The sequence below is a fragment of the Psychrobacter fozii genome, assembly GCF_003217155.1.
GTDB lineage: Bacteria > Pseudomonadota > Gammaproteobacteria > Pseudomonadales > Moraxellaceae > Psychrobacter > Psychrobacter fozii.
On the sequence record NZ_QJSU01000007.1, the window covers coordinates 147015 to 169660 of the forward strand.

18 protein-coding genes are annotated in these 22646 nt (G+C 37.9%); 11 read left to right on the plus strand and 7 right to left on the minus strand.

Features of this window, described 5'->3' with window-relative positions; all coding sequences use genetic code 11:
- Positions 1-44 precede the first annotated feature (44 nt).
- The 5 genes from DFP82_RS10310 (at position 45) to DFP82_RS10330 (ending at position 4307) form a co-directional block, all read left to right on the plus strand.
- Positions 45-1037 (plus strand): DUF932 domain-containing protein, encoded by a 993-nt coding sequence (locus DFP82_RS10310; protein ID WP_110923652.1) that lies wholly within the window; start codon positions 45-47, stop codon positions 1035-1037.
- Positions 1038-1152: 115 nt separating this feature from the next.
- The gene (locus DFP82_RS10315) at positions 1153-2265 is read left to right on the plus strand and encodes a YqaJ viral recombinase family nuclease (protein WP_110923653.1); all 1113 of its coding nucleotides are present in this window, start codon (positions 1153-1155) and stop codon (positions 2263-2265) included.
- 140 nt (positions 2266-2405) lie between these two features.
- Positions 2406-3317: a recombination directionality factor gene (locus tag DFP82_RS10320; RefSeq protein WP_110923654.1), complete on the plus strand. Its 912-nt coding sequence runs from the start codon at positions 2406-2408 to the stop codon at positions 3315-3317.
- A 162-nt stretch (positions 3318-3479) separates the two neighbouring features.
- Positions 3480-3722 carry a helix-turn-helix transcriptional regulator gene (locus DFP82_RS10325; protein ID WP_245905702.1) on the plus strand — a complete coding sequence of 81 codons (243 nt, stop codon included), beginning with the start codon at positions 3480-3482 and terminating at the stop codon, positions 3720-3722.
- A gap of 114 nt (positions 3723-3836) precedes the next feature.
- Entirely contained in the window at positions 3837-4307 is a 471-nt protein-coding gene (locus tag DFP82_RS10330; RefSeq protein ID WP_110923656.1) for a hypothetical protein, read from the plus strand.
- 76 nt (positions 4308-4383) lie between these two features.
- On the opposite strand, the gene DFP82_RS10335 is transcribed toward DFP82_RS10330, so the two are convergent.
- From DFP82_RS10335 to DFP82_RS10365, 7 genes are all read right to left on the minus strand, one after another.
- A complete protein-coding gene (locus tag DFP82_RS10335; RefSeq protein ID WP_110923657.1) occupies positions 4384-5664 on the minus strand; it encodes a hypothetical protein in 1281 nt (426 codons plus the stop codon).
- Between the two features lie 8 nt (positions 5665-5672).
- Positions 5673-6920, minus strand: a complete 1248-nt coding sequence (locus DFP82_RS10340; RefSeq protein WP_110923658.1) for a nucleoid-associated protein — start codon at positions 6918-6920, stop codon at positions 5673-5675.
- 131 nt (positions 6921-7051) lie between these two features.
- Entirely contained in the window at positions 7052-7990 is a 939-nt protein-coding gene (locus DFP82_RS10345; RefSeq protein ID WP_110923659.1) for a hypothetical protein, read from the minus strand.
- Between the two features lie 125 nt (positions 7991-8115).
- On the minus strand, positions 8116-8547 hold the full coding sequence (locus DFP82_RS10350; protein ID WP_110923660.1) for a hypothetical protein: 432 nt from the start codon (positions 8545-8547) through the stop codon (positions 8116-8118).
- Between the two features lie 39 nt (positions 8548-8586).
- Entirely contained in the window at positions 8587-9852 is a 1266-nt protein-coding gene (locus DFP82_RS10355; RefSeq protein WP_245905703.1) for a restriction endonuclease subunit S, read from the minus strand.
- Positions 9842-11479: an HsdM family class I SAM-dependent methyltransferase gene (locus tag DFP82_RS10360; RefSeq protein ID WP_110923662.1), complete on the minus strand. Its 1638-nt coding sequence runs from the start codon at positions 11477-11479 to the stop codon at positions 9842-9844. The genes DFP82_RS10355 and DFP82_RS10360 overlap by 11 nt, the downstream gene beginning before the upstream one ends.
- On the minus strand, positions 11473-14556 hold the full coding sequence (locus DFP82_RS10365; protein WP_110923663.1) for a type I restriction endonuclease subunit R: 3084 nt from the start codon (positions 14554-14556) through the stop codon (positions 11473-11475). Before DFP82_RS10365 ends, DFP82_RS10360 begins: the two co-directional genes overlap by 7 nt.
- 473 nt (positions 14557-15029) lie before the next feature.
- Here DFP82_RS10365 and DFP82_RS10370 point away from each other — a divergent pair, with 473 nt between their 5' ends.
- The 6 genes from DFP82_RS10370 (at position 15030) to DFP82_RS10395 (ending at position 21774) form a co-directional block, all read left to right on the plus strand.
- Positions 15030-15935 carry a helix-turn-helix transcriptional regulator gene (locus DFP82_RS10370; protein ID WP_245905704.1) on the plus strand — a complete coding sequence of 302 codons (906 nt, stop codon included), beginning with the start codon at positions 15030-15032 and terminating at the stop codon, positions 15933-15935.
- An 88-nt stretch (positions 15936-16023) separates the two neighbouring features.
- Positions 16024-17568: a hypothetical protein gene (locus DFP82_RS10375; RefSeq protein ID WP_220034737.1), complete on the plus strand. Its 1545-nt coding sequence runs from the start codon at positions 16024-16026 to the stop codon at positions 17566-17568.
- Between the two features lie 93 nt (positions 17569-17661).
- Complete coding sequence (locus DFP82_RS10380; protein ID WP_110923664.1) at positions 17662-18792, plus strand: hypothetical protein; 1131 nt, start codon at positions 17662-17664, stop codon at positions 18790-18792.
- Between the two features lie 12 nt (positions 18793-18804).
- Positions 18805-19068, plus strand: coding sequence for a YkgJ family cysteine cluster protein (locus tag DFP82_RS10385; protein ID WP_110923665.1), 264 nt, complete (start codon positions 18805-18807; stop codon positions 19066-19068).
- Between the two features lie 697 nt (positions 19069-19765).
- Positions 19766-20929, plus strand: coding sequence for a leucine-rich repeat domain-containing protein (locus DFP82_RS10390; protein ID WP_110923666.1), 1164 nt, complete (start codon positions 19766-19768; stop codon positions 20927-20929).
- Between the two features lie 131 nt (positions 20930-21060).
- Complete coding sequence (locus DFP82_RS10395; RefSeq protein ID WP_110923667.1) at positions 21061-21774, plus strand: hypothetical protein; 714 nt, start codon at positions 21061-21063, stop codon at positions 21772-21774.
- The last annotated feature ends 872 nt before the right edge of the window (positions 21775-22646 follow it).

Genomic DNA, 22646 nt, shown 5'->3' on the forward strand with positions numbered 1-22646 from the left:
ACTTCACTTACTTCATTGAATTATCAATAAAAAGGAATATTCTCATGGCACATTTAGTCGAAAGTATGGCATATGTAGGCGAAACCCCTTGGCATGGTCTTGGCAATGAGCTATCACCTAAGCAGCCGTTAGAAGTTTGGGCACGCGAGGCAGGGCTTGATTGGCGTATTGAGTCATCGGATGTCAGCTACATGTCAAGCAATGACAAAGGGCACAACCTCATCATGCCCTTTGCTGAGAACAAGGTGCTCTATCGCAGTGACAACCTAGAGCCGTTATCAGTCGTCAGTCAACGCTACCAAGAAGTACAACCGCGTGAGATTTTAGAGTTCTATCGTGACCTTACGGAGAACTCACACTTTGAGCTTGAGACCGCTGGTGTCTTGAAGGGTGGTCGTAAGCTATGGGCTTTGGCTCGTACAGGCCAGTCAGCAACGCTCAAAGGTAAAGATGTTAGTAACGGCTATCTATTACTGGCAACGGCTTGTGATGGGACGCTAGCCACTACAGCACAATTCACTAATATTCGTGTGGTCTGTAACAACACCCTTGCTGTTAGCTTAGCTAACGGAAGTGGTGGTGTGGTCAAAGTTCCGCATAGTACCTCCTTCGATGCTGATAGCGTCAAGCAACAATTAGGCGTATCGGTGAAGCAGTGGGAGGAGCACGTTTATGAGATGAAGCAATTATCGGAGCGCCGTGTCACTCAAGCGGATGCCGCTAATTATCTCAGCCGTGTGTTCAATGACCAAGACAATAACCTTATCTTGTTTAATAGCGCTAAAAAGCAAAAGGATGCTGTTCCTAATGCCAAAGCGATGAATAAGGTGATGCAGATGTTTAACGGTCAAGGGCGCGGTGCTGATTTAGATGCTGCCCGTGACACAGCTTATGGACTGCTATGTAGTATCACGGAATACGTTGACCATGAACGTCGAGCAATGAGTACCGATAATCGTCTTAACTCAGCATGGTTCGGTGCTGGGGCTAAGCTTAAACAAAAGGGTTTAGAAGAATCGCTACTGATGCTTGCTTAATCAGGGATGTTTGACGTCTAGAAACACAATCAACCACGCCTTAGCGCGTGGTTTTTTTATGTCCATTATTTAACCAGTCACATTAATTCATTAAGCTATTTATAAGGAATTTATTATGGAAACCATCGCATTAAACACAACCACTCAGTCAAGACGCGCAAAGCGTTCAACTGTCAATGCTAAAACAACGCGCATACCTTCAAAAACGAAAGCCAACATTGAGCACTCAACGCCTTTGGTGCCATCGACTCAATCAACCACCGCTAAACGGCTTGTTAGTACCAAAGACTTGAGCCGTGAGGAATGGTTAGCCGTTCGCAAACAAGGTATTGGTAGCTCTGATGCCGCCGCTGCCTGCGGTATCCACCCATACTTGTCGATGCTTGAGCTATGGATGATTAAAACAGGGCGTATGACATCGGATTTAGATGAGAGCATTGCAGGTTATTCACCACTGTACTGGGGTAATACGCTTGAGCCGATGGTAGCTAAATATTATCAAGAGCACACAGGTAATAAGGTAAGGCGCGTCAATGCTGTCTTACAACACCCTGACCCTGAACAGCACTTTATGCTGGCTAATTTAGATTATGCAATAACAGGCAGTGATGAGGTACAGATACTTGAGTGCAAAACCGCTGGTGAGCATGGCGCGAAGCTGTGGAAGCATGGTGTGCCTTTGTATGTGACTTGCCAAGTTCAGCACCAGTTAGCGGTCACTGGTAAAAATGCGGCGCATATCTGCGTGTTGCTATGCGGACACGAAGCTAAAATATACAAGGTTGAGCGTGATGAGCAGCTGATTAATAGTATTCTGTGGCACGAGCGTCTGTTTTGGCAGTATGTAGAGACGGACACACCACCAACCCCTGACCATAGCGAGTCAGCAGCGCGAGCATTAAAGCAGCTTTACCCAAAGCCCAAACCCTCAAGCAAGATTGATTTAAGTGCAGATGACGGTGCCAACAGCTTATTTGAGCAGTTGCTTAGTTACCGTGACTATATGCAAGAGCTAGAAGAACGTCATGATAAGGTGAAGCACCAACTGCAAACATTGATAGCTGATAACGAGGTCGCTGTGTTTGATAAAGGCGCGATCTCATGGAAACGCTCTAAAGATAGTATTGGTTTAGACAGTAAAGCCATTATCAAGGCGCATCCTGAGCTATTAGCCAAATTCAGTAAAACAAAGCAAGGCAGTCGTCGCTTTGTTTTACTTAATGCCTAAGCTAAATATCACTCAATCATCAACACAACAAACAACTAGTCAAAGCTAATTAATCAAAGCAAGCACATAACCGCCCACCTATCACAGGTGGGCTTTTTTATGGCTAAACACATTTTATTAAACACATAAGGAATATAACCATGATTAAAGGTCTAACGATAACCCCGCCAGTCCTAGGTCGCATTAGCATCGGTAAAGTCATTCAAAAAGACGGCAAACGTCTCCCTGCTAAGGATGACCAATTCACTATCACTAGCCAAATCCAAAATAAAGATGGCTGGATTAATCATCCACTTAATGAAAAACTTCGTGCGAATAATGACGGTAAGCTCAGACAAATACCGGTGCGACTGCTATTCAATGACCCTGAGCTGAATTTGCGAGCTGAATACACGCTATTTGATAGGCAAACTGGACGCCCACTTTGCGTAGGCGATGGTGAACATTGCCAGCGTCGAACCAGCAACGGTGTTGAGCAGCTGCCATGTCCATCCCCCGATCGCTGCCCACTAGCCCAAGGCGGTGCTTGTAAACCCTACGGAAGGCTCTATGTGAATCTTAGTGAAGACGATGAGCTTGGCACGTTTATATTTCGTACTACTGGTTTCAATAGTATTCGCACGCTAGCAGCACGCTTGAGCTACTTTGCAGCGGTGTCTGGCAATAAGCTGTCCTGTCTCCCATTACAACTCACGCTCCGAGGTAAGAGCACTACGCAAAGCTATCGTACTCCAATCTACTTTGTGGATTTGACGCTACGTGATGATGTGACTTTGAAGCAAGCAGTGCAAGATGCTGGTGCCATTGACGCAGAGTTAAGTGAACACGGTTTTGACCAAGCAGCGCTAGAAGTAGCTGCTAAGCAAGGCTATGTTAATTCCTGTTTTGAGGTTGATATCAATGAGGTGTCTGAGGGAGCTGAAGAGTTTTATCTAGTAGAGACGGATGAGTCCAATAGTAGTCATCAAGGAGGGTCACAAAATGGTATCGCTCCCTACAATGTCGGTAATATCGAAAGAAGCCTAAGGAAGAGTGTGACAGCTATAAGTTAAAGCAGTTGCAGGAATATGCGACAAAAAAAGGAGCTGATTGATTCAGCTCCTTTTTTTGTTCGACAATGGATGCAGCCCAACTGTATAGGACGCCATAAAAAAATATGGGACTCCCTAACTGTATGAGAGGAAATGCTCTCAATTACTCATAAGGAGCTAGTCATGGAAAATTTAAATACAAGTACTCAGAAAAATACTTCAATGCCAAGCATGCTACCGCTAAAGCAAGTCGTACACTATACAGGACTTAGCAGTACAACGATTTACGATATGCTAGATAAAAAATCAAACCGCTATGATTCTACCTTTCCTATACAGGTCAAGCTATCAAAAGGACGTGTAGCATGGGTAGAAAGCGAAGTCGCTCATTGGATTGAGAACAAGATAGCTGCTCGGGCTCACTGAGCAGCTTATCTCTAATTTATCAATTCATCAGCACACTAACTAACTGCTTAAAGATAATTATAGAACATTTATAGTGAAACCCAAAAACCTAAAAACTTATTACAGGCCACCAGTATGAATTTAGATAACAAGATATTATTAGATATTTCCAAAGAACTTTCTGAAAGCTTATCGAAAAAAATAACTAGAAAGACCATTAAATGGATGCAAAGCCTTGATTCTCTACGAGATCAATATCATCTTACTAATCGCTGGGATGACGTTTGTTATCAGTTTCAAAGCGAGGATTTTTATTATTGGCATTTCTACGAAGATATGATTATGGAGTATGTCATATTACGTATTGAAGAGCTAAATGAACATGAAGCTAATGCAATCTGGTTACAGACTGAGAATTCATATGATTATCTCATTGAGATGGATGAAAATGAGATGGCTATAGACGGTAAATTTGAACCATTGAACTTTTTAAACTGTATTTACGATACAGTAAGATATATTGTAGATGAATACATCTGCACACAAGCAAAAGTCTGGCAAAACGATAAACTCAGAAAACAGCTGAAATATGATTTAGATGAATAAATAAAATTCGCAATTTCTATAATTAATGAAACCTATCGTTTTCGCATAACTTAAGATATCTTTCCTCCGGTAAAATTTATTTTGAAACCAATACTGGAGGAGCTGATATCAACTGCTCTAACGGTGTAATTACTTGCCAGTTATAAAAGTAGTCCAAACAGTTTACAGCCACAAAAATGATAAGAGCTAGCACTAAGAATAAATATCCGGTATGAGCTCTGATCTTATTTTTAATAGGCTTAATTTCAGATTTCCATTTCTCATTAAGAGCATCCGGTATCTTATTTTCTGCTACAAATCCTTTTATTTGACCTCTCAAATGACATAAATTGTAGCCCTGTTGGAGCGTAGCGTACAATACCATGATGGTGTATACGAGAACTGAACCAATCACAAGACTATTAATTTTTGCACTGAACTTTGCCATTGAAATAAGAGCAATGGTTACAGGTATAGCTAAAATTTGAGTCTGTAGACTTGTAATTATTTCATTAGCTTTATCGAGGAATTTTTCAGCATGCTCGGTTATTTTGTCATTAAATTTCGAAAACTTAAAGTCATCTAGGTAAAGACCATATTTAGAAAGTACAGATTGATATATACTTTCTATATTTGTGAGTAACGAAAACACTCTATCTTCCTTGCTTACCCCAACTAGACTATCAAGAATTACGCTTGCAACAATAGTATTTCTTTCAGTTTCGTGAACTAGAAGTGACTGTTTAACTTCATCATTATCATTATTAATGTCAGCGTTTAACCAGCTAGTAAAGTTTTTTACTATGGTAATAAGATTACCTGATTCTAATTTTTTTGATTTAGATTTTTTTGATGAAGCTAAATAAAGTTTAGCCGTCTCTAAGTAGCGATTATCGTCTCTAGGCCTAATTGGGATCTCACTATGAGTCTGTGCAAAAATGACAATTCGTTCATCTTTGTAATAGTAGTGTTTTTTTAGACATTTGATGAAGTCAAAAATTAACTTTAATGTAGGTAATAAAGTACTATCGTTTTTATCTTTGAAGTCATATTTATCTTCATAGACAATTATTTCATTAGGGCTAGTGTCGTGACTCTCATCTTCAAGAGAATGTTCGATATAGCTTTCATATGAAGCATATTGATCCCCAGTGTCAATAATAGTTAAAGTGTAACTTATGTTTTGATCTACCTCATAACAATCATCATTAGTAATAAACTTTGCAATACTCACAAAATGCCCAGCTTCAAAATTTTGAATGAGCGTGATGTCTTCCTGTTTTTTGAAAGTAAAACTACCAGTGATACGCTTGCCAGAGAACTCAACGTTCTGACTTCGTTTCACTAACGTTAGAACTTTCTCACGTAGTTGGTTCATTTGAACCTCTATTTAAATATTTTTCTAATTGCTGGTAAATTCTCTGAGCTAACTTTTATTTCGATAACTGCTTCATCATTATCGTCTTCTTTAAGCTTAATTTCTTCACCAAGTAAACTACGACTACCGCTCACTCTAATAACTTCTTCTTCACCAAGATGAAACGAAAATGTTTCATAATTTTTAAGTGGGTCCGCTGCTGGAGCAAAAATGTTACTATTATTTTCATCAGATGCCGCATAGCCGTTATTTTCTCTAAAAGCTTTAAAACTATCTTCAGCCGCTATAGTCAGATTAGATAAAGTACTTTTAGTTGCTATTATTGGGTCTATTTCGTCAACAATATTAACACTGTCTTTATGCTTGGCTTTATGACTTAGTATTGCAAGAACCTCACTCTGAACTTCTTTTTTGTCTTTCTCGCTAAATGAACTTTGCTTGAGATAATTAATCAAGCTCTTCATTAGTTTAGTCGTTGCTACGGTATCATCTAATCTAATTCTTATCGGTAAGAAGTCTTGAATATATTCAGGAATCTTACTGCTAGTCCCTTTCTGAATCCACGCTATATAATTATCAGCCTGATAAGTACTATCTGTACTTTTATACCTATGCTCTTTAAGCTTTGTAATATTTATTCGACAAGCAATTTTCAAATTAGAGGCATCGATATGGTCAGTATCTATTATCTCTCCTGTCTGTTCATCAATAGTAATGGCATCTGTCAAACTTAATAGCGCAATATCGAGATATTCAACATCACCTAGGGTATAGAAAATCATTGGTAAGTGATCACCAGTAGTCATAGGTTCTGCATACACATGATGATGTAAAGCCTTAGTAATATGACTGGTAATGCGTCTATATCTTGTTTGCTCTATTGACTCTTGATTGATTACCGATTGGTGTTCATTCGTTAAAGGTGGTACAGGAGATAGTACTTCCCAAATACGTACATAAGGAAAAGACAATGTGATAGTAAACCCAAAGCGGAGATACCTTAGCTCTGCCATATTAAATAGATAGTCAGATAGCACTTCTCCTAAAGTATTAGGACTATCGAAAGACTCAATACGTGAATGAGCTAATCCATTTTTTTCTAACTGTTCATCGAAAAAGTCAATTAGCTTCTGAACTTGTAATGTATCAGAGTGAAGCCTTTGTCTGATCAATGGAGGCGTTATAGACGTTTGATGAGCTACTTTGATAATTTGATGTATTATACTTGCTTGGACTACAGCCTTAATTTGGCTCATTGATACTCCGATTAATCAAAATGGATCATATTTAAGAAAAATATAGTTCATTGCCTATCTAGAATATCAGGCTAAAATGGAAACAGCTTTTATAGGTATACTGTTTCTAACTCGACATCACTATAAATCAATTACTCAGGAAAATATTCAGGAACATCTTTAAAAAACTCAGTCCTAATTTCGCTTTTCAATCGATTGAACTCAGTACTCTCTGCTATAACCTTATTTAGGTCACTCCAATCATCAATTTCTTCCATATCACCATCATCAACTATATCGTGTATATCATCTCCAAGCAGCAACACTAAGTCGGGGAGTGCCAAACAATCTATCTCACACTGTATATCATCCCAAAGCTCATCGAACGCAATTTGAGATAATAGATGATCGCTTCCATGATAATTCAAGTAACCAAAATACTCGTACAAGTTACTAAAGGTATCTTCGTTATCAAGTGCGTCCATTTGATAGTACTTTTCTTTTATAGGTCTAACTATCTCTATAATTAACTCATCTCTAGACGAAACATTAGAAAGTTCTCCTAAAGAATATAAAAGCCCGTATAAGTTATCTTTTTGTTTCTCTATATATTCATATTGATAATCAACAGTACGCTGGGTATGTTTATAACCTGTACTCTGGCCTCCATAAAACTCAGCTAAGTCTATCGAAAATTTAGCTAGTGCTATGAAGCTCTCTTCGATTCTAGGATCTAAAAGTTCACCATCAAAAATGTTATTTATTTCATGATGTATGAACGAGATGTAAGCTTGAATGAAAAAGTAATTACACTCTACTATTAGGACCTCTGGGTCATTCACTGCTTCAGTTAACTCCTTAAAGCCCTCTAGTAAAGAATGAGCACTCCTCTCCTCTCTAATCGCAAAAGAGACTTGCTGTAATTTGAATATCAGCCTTAGTTCACTTGCAGAAAAACTGATGCCGTTATACCTAGATATTTCAATATCTCGACCAGAAGAATGATAGATAGATTGAAAAATCATATTATATTTATTATGTTCACGGTATAGCTCTTCTACAACTTCCCTGTTAAACCATTGTTGTTCCATTTTTTATTTCTCAGCCATTTTTATAATGTTAAATCCTAATTTCATAAAGTTGAATCCGCCACCTTACCGTTCATCAGTACAGACAATATCTAGTCTATAAGCTCAACTAAATATTTTCATCTCAGCTAACCTGCTTTTATATGCGGTGTCAGCTCACCACTAGGTGACTCTAATAAGTAGGTTGTCACAAAATATGGCTCTGCCGGAAATGTTAAGGCTTTAGGAATTAGTGGACCATCTACGCCTATTCCATAGTTATTCATATTAGCAAAGGATTTTTCAACAGCTATCAATGTGTCCTCTAAAATGCTGTGCATATATTGATTAAACAAAGGTGCTTCCACAGCCCCAGACATTGTCCCATGCTCAGAGCTAAGCTTGTAATTATCAGGAATCTTTACTACCTGTGCCGTTCGATAGTCAGAACGAGCGAGTATATTAAGAACCGTACTTATCTCTTGATCGGTTGCATCTAGAGCATATGCTCTAAATAAAAAACGCTGAACGACGCCAGTCATTTGATCTACGATTGGCCAAACATTTGCTACAAGCTCCATATTTCCTTCCCTTATTATTATTTTGAAAAAAATTAATACTCACTGACTTACCGTCACCTGCCCATTCATCAGCATAGGAAGTAGCCAGTCTCTTAATGAGGATAATTGCTGATTTTCTAGCTCCAAATTATTCTGCCTAGCAAAGGTATCAGCTACCGTTGCTGTATAGTCATCTACAATTTTCGATTCAGGTAGAATAGTTTTAACTGTCTTTAGTACTGACCCAGATATTTCTTTGAATGTAGAGCCTGATGAATACTGTTCAATTGTTTTTAAACTGTTTCTTACTGAGTAATACACAAACTCGGTTGAGTACCCTTTGTTAGGTATAAATGATTTGAAGCCTTGATTTGTAGTCAGCGGGTTTTGGGCTATAGCCATATAACCAATTGGCGCGCGCGAACTCAAAAGTACTGTGCCAGTAGGATATGTTTTAAGTGAAGCAGACTTGATGCCATCCGCAGTTACGTCCTGTGCTCCTCTCGATATAAATTTATTACCTTGATTCTTAGATAAATCGTTTGGGGTAATCCACGGAGTAGCTATATCTGCAAAGTTATTACGTTCACTTGTCGATGGAGTGCTACCACCTACAACTTGACCGATATCGTCCAAGCTACCATTCTCCCATCCCTCAGGTATGTCCCGCTTCAACACCTCGTTATAAACCATCTTACCGCCAGAGGATTTGTAAGGCTTACTGTTGGCATCAGGAAAATCAAACTGTACAAACCAGTAGTCATACAGTGTCTTTGCCATAGCCTCTAGCTCAACATTAATTTGATTGTTAAGTTCGATTTTCTTTGAAAGCTTAATATATAACTTACCTACCGCTAACTCTAATTGTCTAGATGACAAGCGAGGTATCTTGATATGTCCCAAATCGCCCTTTTTGAAGTGAGGTATGACTAAGCCAACATGAAAATTTTCTATTTTTTGTTGTATAAAATTTGATCTTAATACTGCGAATAAGTACTGATAATCAATTTTTTTAGGATCACACCTAAAACCCATCATATCCTGTGCAAAACAAAAACCTACAGCATCTGGGACTAAACACACACGACCTGGTGTCCCTTTATTGACAAAAATAATATCGTTTGGCTTTGGATGAGCACGAAACCAAGTCTTCATTGTTTCGTCGTTCACATAACGGACATTATCAAAAGTAGGATAAATACTACTGTGCTTGATACAGTTAGTCGCTATTAAAGGAATGCCAGAGTCACTTGTTGGAACAGTTTTCCCTCTATTATCCACTATAAAATCTAAGACATCTGTCAAAGGCGTCATATTATCCTTCATAATTTAATCCCGCCAACTGCTTTTTAATTTCATCTTCCAGCTTGCTAGATTCACTGAACAATTGATCTAAATTATCAGTATAGCCCTGCATTTTTTCTTTAAACTCCTTAGCAGTGATATCGACATACTCAATTTTTACTTCAAAATATTGACCTGCACTAAAGCTATAGTTTTTCGCTTTTATATCGTCATATCTGACGGTAACAGACAAATCATCGACTTGGTCTTTATTATTAAATACATCAACAATCTGTTGCTCTTCTTCAGCACTCAAGACCGTCTTTTGAGTTTTTCCCTCTTTGACTTTCTTACCTAGGTTAGACGCATCGACCAATACGACATCACCATCATTGCTATCATCAATGAATAGAATCGATACGTTAGTACCAGTAGTAGCGAAAATATTTGAGGGCATAGAAACTACACCAGCGAGCATCTTTTCATCTACTAATTTTTGGCGAATCTTTTTATCAATACCAGACTGGGCCGTAATAAAGCCAGTAGGGACAACCACGGCTGCTTTACCACCTTTTTTGAGCGAAACAATGATGTGCTGTAAGAACAGCTGATAGATTTCCATCTTGTCTGCACTTTTAGGCTTAATTTTTGGAACACCCGCAAAGAAGCGTTCTTTATTCTCTTTACTATCTAATGCATCTCGATAATCGCTAAAGTCCAGTTTGAATGGTGGGTTGGAGACGATATAGTCAAATTGCTTAAGCATCTCACCGTTTTTATGGTACGGATGCTGAATTGTATTACCCTGAATCACGTTAGGTATAGAATGCACTAAATTATTTAAGATTAGGTTTAAGCGTAATAGGTTCGATGATTTTTGTGAGATATCTTGGGTGTAGATAGTACAACGGTCTTCACCGATGGCATGAGCAACGTTCATCAATAACGTACCTGAACCTGCTGAAGGGTCGTAACAGGTGACATTCTTTACCGTGCCGCGCTCCGCTTGTGGCACCAGTATCTCAGCCATAATGCGAGCGACCGCATGAGGCGTGAAATACTCGGCATATTTACCGCCCGAGTTACTGTTATAGTCTTTAATTAAGTACTCAAAAATACCGGCATAAAAATCGAATTTTTGGTCAAAGATACGCTCAAAGCTAAACTCAATCAGCTTATTGATTACCGCACGGCAAAAATCATCACGCTTAGACTCATCAGCGATGTATTGGCTTAGACGATCAAATAGCACGACCTTTGCACCACCATCTGTTTTTACCGCAAAGATGTCGTTGTTCTTAATCGCTATATCAATCAGCGTGTCATCAAATAGCTTAGCAAAGTCAGGCGCGTTACTTTGGCTGAATAGATAGCTAATAAAATGCTGGGGCTCCAAACGAGCAGTGTCTGCGCTCATCTGTAGCTGTAGCATCTCATAGTCTTCATCACTCATATCACTAAGCGACTTTTCCCAGTTATTAGCTTTAGCGACATCCTCATCTATTTTCTTAGCCTCATAAGAAAATTTATCGTTTAGAAACTTGTACAAGAATATTTGGGTAATGATTTTGAACTCATTACCGTCATTACCTAGACCATAATTGGCACAAATACTTTTTAAACTATCGATTAATTCTTGGGTTTTCGCTTTAAACTCAAGCTCTACCATGGTCTTGCTCCAACGTTATATTCATTGATGTATTCTGAGACAACCAGCTTATTAATGTAGCGTGAACTGTCAGGTTTTAATTTGATCTTGTGGTCTTTCATAAAACGTTTGATGACGATGGGCATCATCTGCCCTTCAAAATAGCTTTCATTATCGACGATTTGACTGCTGTTAAGCACCTTCTCATCCGCATCATTTTTTACAGCCATTAGTGCTTCATGTATGGTGCGTTCGGAGCTGTTTATATCAGTCTGCTGCTGCTCCGTCAGACGCTTATGTATGCGAGCATATTTGGCATCACCTTTATATTTATGTCGCATCTGCTCATTCATACGGTTGAGCTCTTTTATGCGTTTATGAATCTTAGTAAGCTCATCAATATTTGCATTCATCTGCTCTTGTGAGACTTCGCTCAGCTTTCTCTTTTTAAAGATTCGTTCTAGCTCTTCTCTTAAACTAATGAATTTAGGATCTTGTTGATCAAAGTTACTAGCCATTGCTTCACGAGTTTTGCGTAGGGTGCTTTTAAGTTCATCAGCTAGTACCAGCTCTTCTTCGCCTACTTTAGTAAACTTAAATATCACATCTTCTAAGGCTTGGTTAAGTAAATTACTTGTGCCTATCCCCTGCTCTAGATTCTGCTTAGTATTCAGTAAATCAAGATGCTGACTGGTCTCTCGGTAAAGAACATTTAACTTATTGAAATCAAGCTCTTCTAAGAATTTATAGTCACCTTGAAGCCGAACCAGATTATATAGACTTCTAGCATCAGCCAGTACCTTTTTAAGGCTAAGTACCATTTCTCTATCTTGAATCTGGCTAATTTGATCGCTGAATAACTCCATGTTATCCGTCTCGTAAAGAAACAGTACGTCCTTAACATGCTCAATTTCCTGCTGTATCTCTTCGTGCGATTTAAACAGATGTGAGTAGCTCTCCATCTCATCGCCAAACTCTGACTGTAACTCTTCGAAATAGGCTTTATTAGTCGCATCAAACTCTTTACTGATATCTGCGAAATCAACCACGTAGCCATATCTAAAATCTTTATAGGTACGGTTCACACGAGTGAGCGCTTGCAAGAGATTGTGTGCACGAACCATACGCCCAAGGTATAGCTTCTTCAAACGCTTGGCATCAAAGCCAGTCAGTAGCATGTTGTACACAAATAAAAGATCTATCTTTCCAGCCTTAAAATCTTCTATCCAGTCTTTACGTTCTTCTTTAGTACCAATATCGTGCAAAATCAATTGAGCAGATTTAACTTTTGTTTCTTCATGACGTATCTCTGCCAAGGTTTTAATATTGGAGTTCGGCTCTTGATTGTTAGTAGCCGCTTCGTCTTGAGCATAGAGTTTATTAAAAAGCTCAAACATCTGCTTGGCTTGTGGTGCGCTATCACAAATAACCATGCCACCGATGCTCGCATCATTTAGCGCCCCACGGCTTTTTTCAAAATCTGACACAATGTATTCAAGCATCGGCTCAACAAAGCAAGAATGAGCATATATATCTTCACGCTTAATACCGCCTACTAGCACTTTTGCTTTAGCAAGAGCTTCTTGTAGGATAAGTTTATAGCTGGTAGATATCTCTTCTCTTATCAGTCGCAGAGTATAGCCATCAGCAATAGAAGCATTGTAATAGTACTTATGGATATAATCGCCAAACAATGCTCTTGAGTTGTAGTCATCCCCCAATAGCGGTGTACCTGTCAGACCGATTTTAATAGCATTAGGGTCTGATTCTTTTAGGTTCGCTAAAAAACTGCCTTTAGGATTATAGCTACGATGCACTTCATCTAAAAAATATATTCGCTGAATATCAACGTTATAGTCTTTTGTTGAAGCAACGTCAGGGTCGTCTTTAAACTTGTGTATATTGACCACTGTAATCTCAGGTACACCTGCATCATTGTGAATGGCTTTGGTTGCCTTAATGTCACGCGCAAAATCATCTCTGGAGTCAACGGTTCGAACTCTTAGACCACGCGCTGTAAACTCACGCTGTGCTTGTTGTAGTAAGTCTAATCGATCAACAATGAAGTAAAACTTAGGTGTTATTCGTTGCTTTTGAAAATAGTCGGTTAGAAAGCGTACATTATAAAAAGCCAAGGCAGTTTTACCGCTGCCTTGTGTATGCCAGATAATACCTTTTCTAACGCCTTCGTCGAGCTTGTTACCAATAGCCTTAGTCGCAAATATCTGCGGATAACGCATGATATGCTTTTCTAACCCTTTAGTCTCGTTCACATAAACCAGCGCATAACGCAAAACAAATGCTAACCGCTCACGACTGAGTAAAGAGGTACAAATGCTATTAGTAGGACGTTCGGGCTGCTTATTGGTTTTAAATTCCGAGCTATTTCGAATAACCTCTAAGTTGTTATCCTTCAGTACTCTAAGCTCATCAGCTTCAGTAATTGGCTTTAGTAATGCTGTATAGTTGAACGTCTCTTCTTCACGGAAATAGTTAAATATTGGTTTTTGGTAAGAAGAGCTGGCATAAAAAGCTCCACGTAATGGTTCAGGGTCGCCATCCACGTATTCCATGTTGTTTGAAAAAATCATAAACTGCGTGATATTAACGAACCGTTTGAACTTAGGGTTCTCAAATCGTGTATTGATACGATTTCTCTCAGCGATAATACCTTCTCGATTATGCGGCTTTTTGACCTCTATAAACACTAATGGCATACCATTGATGAGCAATGTTATATCAGGACGGAACTCTTCGTCGCCATTTTTGCAGGTTAGCTCTGTAACCACATGAAAGCTATTATTATTAAAGTTTTCGAAATCAATTAGCTTCGTACCTGAACGCTCAGATAGCTTGTCAAAAAAAGCCTTCCCTAAATCCTCATTGTCTAAGAGCAACTTCACATCTTCGAATAGACGTTTGACCTCATCGTCTTTAATACCCTTATTTATTCGTATCATGGCATCATGAAACTGCTCAGGGAAAATATTAGTATCGATGTCCCATTTAGCATCTTTAAGTGATAAATATTGATAACCTAGCTTCATCAAGTGAAGGATTGTTGGGATTTTTACACGGGAATCTTCATTGAAGCTCATGATGAATAGCTCACTTAATCAATAATAAAATGGTTGTAGTAGCAAATCTATAGATAAGAGTCACTATACGTCAATCGGTGTCGTTAGTTTTTTCATTTTAGGCATCAGTATAGCAATATCAGATAAATTTTGAATGTTTCTATCTATAGGCTAACCCCTGTAGGTCTTAGCTTAAACTATCGAACTCCAATTTAACTATCATAATTATAGGCATTTCATACTTTCACGATTGCTCTCACTAGTTGAGAGCTTTTTTACGGGTTGAATATTATTGAATGCGATTAACCTATCATTAGACACAACCTGTCATTACTACCACTTATACTTGCTAACATAAACCAAGGAAACAGTAGGCTCAATAATACGAACAACTGAATATTTGTTTTATTTCTATTGACAGCAATGTATAAAAGCAGATAATTACAATCTTGTAATAAAAAAATAATATATAACAACAAAAAAGGATGTACACGTTGATAGGCAGTAAAAAACACGAACGTTTGGCTTATCGGCTATCAGATATCATCATCCGCCTAAATAACGGTGAGCGTCTCAACATTGACACGCTGACCCAAGATTATCAAGTCTGTACCCGTACGCTTAAACGTGACTTTCAAGAGCGCTTAGCCATGCTGGACTTTAGTGACTCAGGTCCAGTTTTTTATCAGCTATCACCCAATCGAGTTGGATATTTGAACTTGACTGAGATTAAACGCTTCGCAAATTTTGCAAGTGTGCAAGACCTACTGCCTAAGATTGACCGACAGTTTTTTTATGACAAGCTAAATCAGAGTATTGTGATAAAAGGTTTTGACTATGAAAATATTCAAGCACGAACTCAAGAATTTAATCTCATCAATCAAGCTATTAGGGACTGCCGAATAATTACTTTTGATTATCAAAAAGTCAGACAGCAAAATAGTGAAAATTCGAAAAAACACTATCATCTTGAACCCTATCATCTGCTTAATAAAAATGGTATCTGGTATGTGATAGGTAGACATGATGCACAAACGCGTAATTTTTGTTTTACCCAAATATCTAATCTGTGTGTCACTGACAAAACCTTTGACTGTGATGAGCAAATTAAAGCAGGTTTAATAAACACAGATAGCTTATTTTTTGATAATCACATCAATGAGATTGTATTGCAGGTCAGTGCTAAGGTAGCAGGATATTTTGAGCGACGAGACCTACTACCTAATCAAGAATTGATTCGTAAGCTGGATAATGGCGATCTATTGCTGGCTTGTCGTCAGGTACACCCGCGTGAGGTCACACCAATTGTGCAATATTGGCTACCCCATATCAAAATTATCAGCCCCTCTACTGTTCAGGAGCAAATGGAGAAAGTTTTGAAAAGCTATGTGTCTATGTAGAAAGGTTTTATAAGCAATATTGAGATGACTGTTTTACTATTAGCTTCCATTAAATCAAGGGAAGTAACTGATATTTAAGAGGTTGATAATGAATACTGTAGTTAAGGAGTATAAGCAGCAAGAAAGCATAGATTCTGATTTACGAAATATTGCGATCGCAAGTGCAGAACACGAACTTATTCAACGTTATGGTACAGCAGGAAGTCAATTTTTAATTGGGCTTCGCGGTATTAATTATGAAACAGGACAATTGTTCGATAGAAGCTTATTAAAAATAAGTCAAGGCAACTTAAATCCTGATTACGTTAATCAAAATGTGAAACAACAAGCAGGTTTCTCAGCTGAGGTTGCAAGCGTTTCAAAACGTAACGCACAGGCTATTATCAATAAGGAGTCATCTCGTTTCTCTAGAAGTGAAGATATTGCAGGTTATGGAAAAAATCATAATGTCGTAGATATTGTAGAACTATTAGATGATAGTGAAATCACCTCACAAATGAAGTTTATAAAAGACCCAAAAGAATTATTGAAAAACATTGCTTGTGGAGAAGGTGAAAAGAAAGATTTTTCACGTTATCTTAGTGTCGATAAACTTGAAGTTCCGACGGAACAAGTCGAGGACATGAAAGCTATATGTAAAGAAGAAGCCAAAAAACTAGCTAAGCAAAGTGATGCACTTAGAAAGTTAGGCAAAACTGAGCTAGCTGATATAAAACTAAAACAATCCAAGAACTACGGAAGTTTAGAGGGCAAAGTAACAGATTCTGGATTAACAACTGAAGAAGCCATTCAATACAGACTTAACCCTAAAGCTATGACCGCAAAGGATATTGGAAAAGTAAGTCATGAAGCTGGTTTAGAAGGTCTGAAATTTGGTGTGGCTATTGGTGGCTCTATATCCGCTGTAAACAATGTTGTAGCTGTTTATTCAGGTAATAAGGAGTTCTCAGAAGCTGTATTAGCTATAAGTAAAGACACTCTTATTTCAGGTGCAACCGGCTACGCTACCGCTGCTTCAGGTACTGCCATAAAAACTTATATGGCACAGTCATCAAAAGAAATTGTACGTAATATCTCAAAAAGTAATATGCCAGCAATGGTAGTAACCGCTTGCTTATCAACAGGTAAAAGTATAAAGAAATACGCTATTGGAGAACTTACTGAAGCGGAACTTTCCCAAGAAATTGGTTTATCAGTTACCGGCATGATGTCGTCCTCCATGTTTGCCGCTATTGGTCAAGTCGCCATACCTATTCCAGTATTAGGTGCATTAATTGGTGGTATGGTTGGTTATGCTCTGACCAATACAATGTATCAAAGCTTTTTCGATGTTTTAAAAGATGCCAAATTATCAACCGAACGTAGACAGCTTGTAGAGATGCAATGTGAAGCTGCAAAGTTACTTTCGAAAGAATACGAGTTAAGAATTAAAGACCTATTTGCCTATCGTATTCAAGAATTAGAACTATATAGCAACAACATGTTTGATGCTTTAAATTCACCCGATATTGATCCAAATGAATTTTGTTCTAAGATGAATCGCTTCGCTGAAGAACTTGGTACAAAGCTTTCTATCAACAATATAGCTGAACTTGAAGCCGCTATGATCTCTGACGAACCATTAGTCATTTAAAACAATGTACACAAAGCAAATATATCAAAGATTTTTTATCTATTGAAAAAATTATTGATATTTAGTCAGTAAATATAACAAAAGGGAAATATCATGCCAATTCCATTAGTAATCGGTATAGCCGCAGGCTTAGTAGGAGCAGGGAAAACAAGCAAAGCTTTGTATGATAATAAAAAATCTTCAGAAGCAAATGCTACTGCTCAAGGTATAGCAAAACGAGCAGAACGTAATCTAGAGAGATCTCGTGAACAATGTCAAGAATCTCTAGCGACATTAGGTGCAAAGAAAGCTGAAACTTTCACAGGTGATATTACCTCTTTCATAACTACTTTTGAGAAAATTAAAAATATCGATTTTCAACATAGTGGTGATCTAGGCAACTTAACCGCCAAAGGTTTTAGCAATGTCGTACTCGCAGAGCTTAAACAAGAATTGTCATTCGTTATCGATTCTGGTTTAGGTGTTGGCGGTGGAGCTCTTGGAGGAGCTCTAACTGCTTTTGGCGCCTATAATGGTACGATGATGTTTGCAACTGCAAGTACCGGTGCAGCTATCAGTACATTTAGTGGTATAGCTGCAACCAATGCAACCCTCGCATGGTTGGGTGGTGGGACTTTAGCCACGGGCGGTATGGGAGTTGCTGGTGGTGTACTGGCTCTTCAGGCTTTGGCAGCAGGGCCTGGGCTGCTCATTGCTGGCTGGTATATGGGTAGTAAAGCGAAAACTAAGTTGAATGATGCTCATAGTAACATTGCTAAAGCTAAAGAGTTTGCGGCTGATATAGATAAAGCGGTAGCATTAACAAACGGCATTAGAGCAGTAGCTGATAAAGCGACGACAATCATTTCTACTTTATGTAAACACCTAAGTCTTAGCTTGAATAAACTTGAAGCAGTAATTGAAACACAAGGAACCGACTTTTCACAATACAATGATGCTGCAAAAATGATAGTTTTACGCAATGTAAAAATCCTTCAAGTTCTTAAGGTTGCTATTGATACTCCTATTCTTGATAAAGAGGGCAGACTGTATGGTAGTGCCGATGCAAATTTAGCTAAAATAAATTCTAGTATCGCTGATGGTTTTTCTAAAATAGAAAATGAACCTGACTCTCAACTTGATATAAGACACTATAGGATAGCGCTTTTAGCACAGTTAGTGGCTTTGAAAAATTACAAAGCTGGGCTACAGCCACAGCTTACATTAAAAAATGATCTGAGTTGAGAGAGGCGTATAATGCCTAAAACCTTATTTCCATGTACAGCTTGTGGTCAATGCTGCAAAAATGTCCATTTGAGTGAGCATACTGATTATCTAGACCGAGGTGATGGCATGTGCCATCACCTCGATGACAGTAGTTTGCTTTGCACCATTTATGAAGACCGCCCTCTTATTTGCCGTGTAGAAGACTATTACGAAAAACATCTTTCACATTTGTATGAATGGGACGGATTTGTAAAAATGAATATAGAAGTGTGTGAACAGCTTAAAGATAGTTAGGAATACCTCATTATCTGAAACTTGTTAATGACAAATAGCAATCAAAAGTATAAATATTAAAATAACAGAAATATCCTAGGTTACCAAAAATGCTTTTTTAGTGATAATATATGTTTGAAACTAAATAGTGACGTAGAAACATTTAGTTACACTTAATTAAAATATAAACCTAATTGTCTGCTTTGCATCCAATACTTATTCTTTGTTGGTCTAATAGTTGGTCTATAAAGTATAAAATAACAACTAAATACTTTAATATCAGTTACTTACTTTATTGGTTTGACTTCCTCCTTCACCGCCAATTTTATTCTGCTTAAGTAAAACCTTAGTTTTCCTATCTTGTCCTACCCTTCCCTAAATACCCATCAAATTCTTTACTAGTAAGACTTTCAGTCTCTACTTATTATCTTCTGCTGTCCGAAATACTCCCGTTCAACTTACTTTATTTCTTCACTCTTTTTGCTTATTTCGAAGTAATACAAGCCATAAATAGATGTTTACTGTCAAACCCATATAAAAACTGCTGATACTTTAGCTAAACCGCTTTGAGCATTATTCCTAAACCCCAGTAGAACGCTTATTGAATGAATAAATGCGTATTTTGTTGATTCCTATCAATTAGCTTGTCACTAACGATAAATGATATGATTTAATCAAAATAAAGCCTTAACGTGCTCTAGCAATATTGGGAAAGACGATGTCTCAAAATGGTAATGATACCGATCAAATGATAGTCAACCTTCAAGCGCTCACAGCATTTGGTAAAAACTATGATGAGCTCAACCCAATCATAACTGAGCATAAAGCTAGTCAATTAGCACTCGATGATACTTGGATACAGAAAATTTGGCGTTGGGCAGATAGTTTTGACATTAATGATGAGGCTATACCTCGTGATAAAAAAGCTTTGCTAGCATTAAAAAGTATCGTTTTGGAAGCTCAAGATTTTACCGAACTACCTGAGAGTATCGGACAGCTTAAGAATTTAGATCGGCTTGAACTAAATTATAACCAGCTTAACGCGTTACCTGAAAGCATTGTACAACTACAAAATTTACTTCAACTTGGCCTTAATGGTAATAATCTTAAAGCACTACCTGAAAGTATCGGACAGCTTAGTAACTTAACTCAACTTGGTCTCACTGGCAACAATCTCAAAGAATTACCTGAGAGCATCGGACAGCTTAGCAACTTAGCTCAACTGACGCTTGGTAGTAATACTCTTAATGAATTACCTGAGAGCATCGGACAGCTTCATGATCTGACTTATCTTTCACTTTTTGACAATAATCTCAGTTCTTTACCTACTAGCATTGGACAGCTTAATAACTTAACTTGTTTCTTTCTTGCTAATAACCATTTGAGCGCATTACCTAAGAGTATTGGTCAGCTTAGCAACTTAGAGACACTAACGCTTAGTGGCAATAAAATCAGTACATTACCCGAAAGCTTTGGTGAGCTTAATAACTTAACTCAACTGACTCTCAGTGATAACAATCTTAATGAATTACCTATTAGCATTGGACAGCTTGACCGTTTAGAGATACTGAATCTTGATAACAATAACCTCAGCAAGCTACCTGAAAGTATCGGACAGCTTGGTAACTTGACTAAACTGATGCTTAGTGGCAATAAGCTCAGCGAATTACCCATAAGCATCGGACAACTTAGGCGTTTGGAGATACTTGATCTTTCCGATAACGGTTTGAGTGTACTGCCTGATAGTATCGGACATTTGAGCCAGTTAAAAACTCTATACCTTAAAGGTAATAGAATTAAACATCTTCCGGAAAGTATTAAGCACAATAGCGACTTGTGTATTTATGACGATAGCGGCTTATTAAGTAAGGATCTCTACTAAATAAATCGCATTTTCTAAACTGATTAAAGGTACAAACCAAAGTCACATTTAAAGATTGATACCTGTGGTCAAATCCGTACAAACCGCCCATACTTATCACACTTATTTAAATAGAATAAAGGAATTAAACTATGAAAACACTAGGATTGGGTATTGCAGCAGGGCTAGGATTAAGCGCTTGTGCTAGCGGCATAAGTGGTGGGACAACGGTTAATAATCAAAATAACGACATTGATAAAGTTGTCACGCAATACACCATTGAGACTGCGATGCTCAATATCTATACCAAACAACGGAGTGAAAAATTGGTTGCTATTGTAGGCAATCAAAGTGTCTCAGCGGACATTCAAATTACACCTAAAGGCAGTATTCAATTCAACAATAAAGCAGTGCAAGGTGCCGAAGTAAATACCATCAATAAAGTTAATAATCGAATCACTGATCAGTCAGTCGCTATCAATTACTTTACCCTGAATCCATTAGTGTTTCATGGCTTTACAGATAGCACAGGCAAATATTCACTATCGAACCAGACAACTATCATTCCTAAGATGGCTACAGTCGGCGACTCAAGTAAGTTGATGACTGAAACCGTCTATGCTGACAGCAGTATGCATAAAAAAATAGGGTCGTACGAACAAGACTGGTCTCTTGCGCGAGACACCAATAATACGGCATGGCTCTGTATAGAAAACTCAAAAAACTTATTACTGAGCTCTGATCCTATAGGCACTTCATCAGAATGCTACAAGATTAATGCCAAAGGCGATATCTTAGCAAGTAAGGTGACATTAAGGCAGCCATCTACAAATGGGACTAAGACAGTGACGTTTGTTAGTCAGTAGTTTATGCAAATATCGTTGAATGTAGATTCCTCACTGGATACTCATACAAATAACGAGTTTTTTTCTAACGTATGACCTATCTTTAGGTTATAGAGCAAACCAATATTAAAATCGCATGGTCGTCTTAGATCATTTTAAGCTATCGTTTGAGACACTTTACTTCTTTAAGAGCGGTAACAATCTTAGGAAGATACTGTTCTGTGCCAATTATCGACAAGATTTTCATCATTTTATTTGTCTACCAGTTAAATAACATTTACATCGCTATTCCTATCTGCGAGCCGTTGCGCTCAAATTAGCATTGTTGACTACTATATTTTTGACGGCTTCTACTTTGAACTCCGAACTATAACTGTACGTCTCATTAGCCATGACACCCTCATCATCACATCATTATTTAACCAAGCTTATCACTACCACTTCTTCAGCATAACGTCATCTTACTTTTCAGAGTAAACCGCTAGGACCCTCTAATGACTATTAAGATTTAATAGTTGATATTTATTTACATGTCTGTTAGATTTTAACTTGATACATAATATATCGTTTTATTTATATTCATAGGTGGGTAGCAGATAATGACTTGATGCTCTCACATAACCTCATCTATGAAAATTGTATTAGTCATATTTGGTTCATGCTAAGGATAGCTATTATGAACAATCATTCCCTAGGTTCGCTCTTACAAGCTAAAAATATTCAAGTATCGATCAATCAAATAGCATTAGCTTTCGCTACAAGGCCATAGCTATAAGTATTTGTTGCTCTGAATACTCTTGGATAGAGAGAACAAGTCAGGTTGCATTCAATATCTTAAATATATTAAGCATTAATCGCAATATTCTATCTGCAAAATGCTTAGATATCAGTAC

Bases quoted from the DNA above. Each gene is read 5' to 3' on its own strand.
- DFP82_RS10390 (WP_110923666.1), top strand. From the start codon at position 19,766: ATGTCTCAAAATGGTAATGATACCGATCAAATGATAGTCAACCTTCAA.
- DFP82_RS10330 (WP_110923656.1), top strand. From the start codon at position 3,837: ATGAATTTAGATAACAAGATATTATTAGATATTTCCAAAGAACTTTCT.
- DFP82_RS10365 (WP_110923663.1), bottom strand. From the start codon at position 14,556: ATGAGCTTCAATGAAGATTCCCGTGTAAAAATCCCAACAATCCTTCAC.
- DFP82_RS10360 (WP_110923662.1), bottom strand. From the start codon at position 11,479: ATGGTAGAGCTTGAGTTTAAAGCGAAAACCCAAGAATTAATCGATAGT.
- DFP82_RS10395 (WP_110923667.1), top strand. From the start codon at position 21,061: ATGAAAACACTAGGATTGGGTATTGCAGCAGGGCTAGGATTAAGCGCT.
- DFP82_RS10340 (WP_110923658.1), bottom strand. From the start codon at position 6,920: ATGAGCCAAATTAAGGCTGTAGTCCAAGCAAGTATAATACATCAAATT.
- DFP82_RS10355 (WP_245905703.1), bottom strand. From the start codon at position 9,852: ATGAAGGATAATATGACGCCTTTGACAGATGTCTTAGATTTTATAGTG.
- DFP82_RS10350 (WP_110923660.1), bottom strand. From the start codon at position 8,547: ATGGAGCTTGTAGCAAATGTTTGGCCAATCGTAGATCAAATGACTGGC.
- DFP82_RS10345 (WP_110923659.1), bottom strand. From the start codon at position 7,990: ATGGAACAACAATGGTTTAACAGGGAAGTTGTAGAAGAGCTATACCGT.
- DFP82_RS10375 (WP_220034737.1), top strand. From the start codon at position 16,024: ATGAATACTGTAGTTAAGGAGTATAAGCAGCAAGAAAGCATAGATTCT.
- DFP82_RS10380 (WP_110923664.1), top strand. From the start codon at position 17,662: ATGCCAATTCCATTAGTAATCGGTATAGCCGCAGGCTTAGTAGGAGCA.
- DFP82_RS10315 (WP_110923653.1), top strand. From the start codon at position 1,153: ATGGAAACCATCGCATTAAACACAACCACTCAGTCAAGACGCGCAAAG.
- DFP82_RS10320 (WP_110923654.1), top strand. From the start codon at position 2,406: ATGATTAAAGGTCTAACGATAACCCCGCCAGTCCTAGGTCGCATTAGC.
- DFP82_RS10385 (WP_110923665.1), top strand. From the start codon at position 18,805: ATGCCTAAAACCTTATTTCCATGTACAGCTTGTGGTCAATGCTGCAAA.
- DFP82_RS10325 (WP_245905702.1), top strand. From the start codon at position 3,480: ATGGAAAATTTAAATACAAGTACTCAGAAAAATACTTCAATGCCAAGC.
- DFP82_RS10310 (WP_110923652.1), top strand. From the start codon at position 45: ATGGCACATTTAGTCGAAAGTATGGCATATGTAGGCGAAACCCCTTGG.
- DFP82_RS10335 (WP_110923657.1), bottom strand. From the start codon at position 5,664: ATGAACCAACTACGTGAGAAAGTTCTAACGTTAGTGAAACGAAGTCAG.